This window comes from Alteromonas confluentis (assembly GCF_001757105.1).
Lineage (GTDB): Bacteria > Pseudomonadota > Gammaproteobacteria > Enterobacterales > Alteromonadaceae > Alteromonas > Alteromonas confluentis.
The window spans coordinates 1-4,277 of sequence record NZ_MDHN01000046.1 but is presented as its reverse complement, the minus strand read 5'-3'; the positions used below and the strand labels follow the sequence as shown (position 1 = coordinate 4,277).

Here is a 4,277-nt window from a genome sequence, read left to right as displayed (position 1 = left end):
TTAGGCGTTGTATGGTTAAGCCTCACGGGCAATTAGTACAGGTTAGCTTAATGCCTTGCAACACTTCCACATCCTGCCTATCAACGTTGTCGTCTTCAACAACCCTTCAGAGAACTTAAAGTTCAGGGATGACTCATCTTGGGGCTCGCTTCCCGCTTAGATGCTTTCAGCGGTTATCGATTCCGAACGTAGCTACCGGGCAATGCCTTTGGCAAAACAACCCGAACACCAGCGGTTCGTCCACTCCGGTCCTCTCGTACTAGGAGCAGCTCCCCTCAATCATCCAACGCCCACACCAGATAGGGACCGAACTGTCTCACGACGTTCTAAACCCAGCTCGCGTACCACTTTAAATGGCGAACAGCCATACCCTTGGGACCGACTTCAGCCCCAGGATGTGATGAGCCGACATCGAGGTGCCAAACACCGCCGTCGATATGAACTCTTGGGCGGTATCAGCCTGTTATCCCCGGAGTACCTTTTATCCGTTGAGCGATGGCCCTTCCATACAGAACCACCGGATCACTATGACCTACTTTCGTACCTGCTCGACGTGTCTGTCTCGCAGTTAAGCTAGCTTATGCCATTGCACTAACCTCACGATGTCCGACCGTGATTAGCTAACCTTCGTGCTCCTCCGTTACTATTTGGGAGGAGACCGCCCCAGTCAAACTACCCACCAGACACTGTCCGCAATCCCGATTAGGGACCAACGTTAGAACATCAAACATACCAGGGTGGTATTTCAAGGACGGCTCCATATGAACTGGCGTCCATATTTCAAAGCCTCCCACCTATCCTACACAAGTAGGTTCAATGTTCAGTGCCAAGCTGTAGTAAAGGTTCACGGGGTCTTTCCGTCTAGGTGCGGGTACACAGCATCTTCACTGCGATTTCAATTTCACTGAGTCTCGGGTGGAGACAGCGTGGCCATGGTTACACCATTCGTGCAGGTCGGAACTTACCCGACAAGGAATTTCGCTACCTTAGGACCGTTATAGTTACGGCCGCCGTTTACCGGGGCTTCGATCAAGAGCTTCGCTTACGCTAACCCCATCAATTAACCTTCCGGCACCGGGCAGGTGTCACACCCTATACGTCATCTTTCGATTTAGCAGAGTGCTGTGTTTTTAATAAACAGTCCCAGCCACCTGGTCACTGCGGCCCCCGTGTGCTCAAAGAGCAAGTCTTATCACACGCAGGGGCGTACCTTCTCCCGAAGTTACGGTACAATTTTGCCGAGTTCCTTCACCCGAGTTCTCTCAAGCGCCTTAGTATTCTCTACCTGACCACCTGTGTCGGTTTGGGGTACGGTTCACATAATCATAAGTTTAGAAGCTTTTCCTGGAAGCAGGGCATCAACAACTTCACCACCGTGGTGGCTCGTCTCGTGTCTCGGCCTTAAGTACCCGGATTTACCTAAGCACTCAGCCTACTCACTTTCACTTGGACAACCAACGCCAAGCTTGTCTAGCCTTCTCCGTCCCTCCATCACTGATTATATAAGTACGGGAATATTAACCCGTTTCCCATCGACTACGCATTTCTGCCTCGCCTTAGGGGCCGACTTACCCTGCCCTGATTAGCATGGGACAGGAAACCTTGGTCTTCCGGCGTGCGGGTTTTTCACCCGCATTATCGTTACTCATGTCAGCATTCGCACTTCTGATACCTCCAGCAAACCTCACAGTTCACCTTCAGCGGCTTACAGAACGCTCCCCTACCCAATACGATAAATCGCATTGCCGCAGCTTCGGTATATTGCTTAGCCCCGTTACATCTTCCGCGCAGGCCGACTCGACTAGTGAGCTATTACGCTTTCTTTAAAGGGTGGCTGCTTCTAAGCCAACCTCCTAGCTGTCTTAGCCTTCCCACATCGTTTCCCACTTAGCAATATTTTGGGACCTTAGCTGGCGGTCTGGGTTGTTTCCCTCTTCACGACGGACGTTAGCACCCGCCGTGTGTCTCCCGGATAGTTCTCTTTGGTATTCGGAGTTTGCAAAGGGTTGGTAAGTCGGGATGACCCCCTAGCCTTAACAGTGCTCTACCCCCAAAGGAATTCGTCCGAGGCTCTACCTAAATAGATTTCGGGGAGAACCAGCTATCTCCCGGTTTGATTGGCCTTTCACCCCCAGCCACAAGTCATCCCCGCCTTTTTCAACAGGCGTGGGTTCGGTCCTCCAGTTGATGTTACTCAACCTTCAACCTGCCCATGGCTAGATCACCGGGTTTCGGGTCTATACCTAGCAACTCAACGCGCAGTTAACACTCGCTTTCGCTACGGCTCCGCTATTCGCTTAACCTTGCTACTAAATATAAGTCGCTGACCCATTATACAAAAGGTACGCAGTCACCCCGAAGGGCTCCCACTGCTTGTACGTATACGGTTTCAGGTTCTATTTCACTCCCCTCACAGGGGTTCTTTTCGCCTTTCCCTCACGGTACTGGTTCACTATCGGTCAGTAAGGAGTATTTAGCCTTGGAGGATGGTCCCCCCATCTTCAGTCAAGATAACACGTGTCCCGACCTACTTAATATGTACCTGTTGCAACTTCGTGTACGGGACTATCACCCTGTACCGTTAAACTTTCCAGAATATTCCACTATCACAACAGATATCGGCTAGTCCCCTTTCGCTCGCCGCTACTCAGGGAATCTCGGTTGATTTCTTTTCCTCCGGGTACTTAGATGTTTCAGTTCCCCGGGTTTGCCTCGTTAACCTATGTATTCAGTTAACGATACCCGCAAGCGGGTGGGTTTCCCCATTCGGACATCGATGGCTCAAATGCGTTTTGTCAACTCGCCACCGCTTTTCGCAGACTTACACGTCCTTCATCGCCTCTTACTGCCAAGGCATCCACCGTATACGCTTAGTCACTTAACCATACAACCCTAAATAGCTTCCGCTTGAGTTTCCTTAAGCGTCGCTATTACCTCTTCTCAACATGAGTAGTGAGAGAGTGAATAGCTATTACAGGATTATCCAAGAGTTGCGACAACTCAAAAGGATGGATTCTCCTGCGCCTACCCCCGCCTTTTTATCCGGGGTCAGGTGTGCATTAAAGCACTGCTGTATGCATGACTGTCTAATCATTTGTCAGATAGAGTAGCGTGAAAGAACATCTTTTCGATATTCTCAGTTACTCAATTTGATTGATTACTAATATCAGCTTTCCAAATTGTTAAAGAACAGGTTTAGAGTAAAAAAACCCTAATCAATACTTACTCGATGAGTAAAAATTCATTAGGATTTGTTTATTTCTGACCAAGTGTTTACTTAATACATCCAATCTTTTTCAGACAAGGAAGATGAAACCGTAGTGTGTTCCAGCACATGAGGTTTTATCTGACGCCGTATGAGAAAGATTTGGTAGGCTTGGGCAGACTTGAACTGCCGACCTCACCCTTATCAGGGGTGCGCTCTAACCAGCTGAGCTACAAGCCTAAGGATGGTGGAGCTAAGCAGGATCGAACTGCTGACCTCCTGAATGCAAATCAGGCGCTCTCCCAGCTGAGCTATAGCCCCATATAGACTTGGTCGTTCTTTTGTTTAACAAAACAATCTGTGTGAACACTACGCTAAAAGGCAGTTGACGATTTTTAAGGTAAGGAGGTGATCCAACCCCAGGTTCCCCTAGGGTTACCTTGTTACGACTTCACCCCAGTCATGAAACACAAAGTGGTAATCGTCCTCCCGAAGGTTAGACTAACTACTTCTTTTGCATCCCACTCCCATGGTGTGACGGGCGGTGTGTACAAGGCCCGGGAACGTATTCACCGCAGTATGCTGACCTGCGATTACTAGCGATTCCGACTTCATGGAGTCGAGTTGCAGACTCCAATCCGGACTACGATATTCTTTAAGGGGTCCGCTCCACATCGCTGTCTTGCTTCCCTCTGTAAATACCATTGTAGCACGTGTGTAGCCCTACACGTAAGGGCCATGATGACTTGACGTCGTCCCCACCTTCCTCCGGTTTGTCACCGGCAGTCTCCTTAAAGTGCCCAACCAAATGCTGGCAACTAAGGACAAGGGTTGCGCTCGTTGCGGGACTTAACCCAACATCTCACGACACGAGCTGACGACAGCCATGCAGCACCTGTGTCAGAGTTCCCGAAGGCACTAATCCATCTCTGGAAAATTCTCTGCATGTCAAGTGTAGGTAAGGTTCTTCGCGTTGCTTCGAATTAAACCACATGCTCCACCGCTTGTGCGGGCCCCCGTCAATTCATTTGAGTTTTAACCTTGCGGCCGTACTCCCCAGGCGGTCTACTTA

Annotated in this window: 2 tRNA genes and 2 rRNA genes; all 4 read right to left on the bottom strand. The window is 49.7% G+C overall.

From position 1 onward, the window contains the following. Positions 1 to 11: 11 nt before the first annotated feature. Positions 12 to 2,884: ribosomal RNA gene (locus tag BFC18_RS21325) — 23S ribosomal RNA — on the bottom strand. Positions 2,885 to 3,368: 484 nt separating this feature from the next. Beyond that, positions 3,369 to 3,445, bottom strand: a tRNA-Ile gene (locus tag BFC18_RS21320). A 5-nt stretch (positions 3,446 to 3,450) separates the two neighbouring features. Then, positions 3,451 to 3,526, bottom strand: a tRNA-Ala gene (locus BFC18_RS21315). 80 nt (positions 3,527 to 3,606) lie between these two features. Then, positions 3,607 to 4,277: ribosomal RNA gene (locus BFC18_RS21310) — 16S ribosomal RNA — on the bottom strand; the annotation flags it as partial.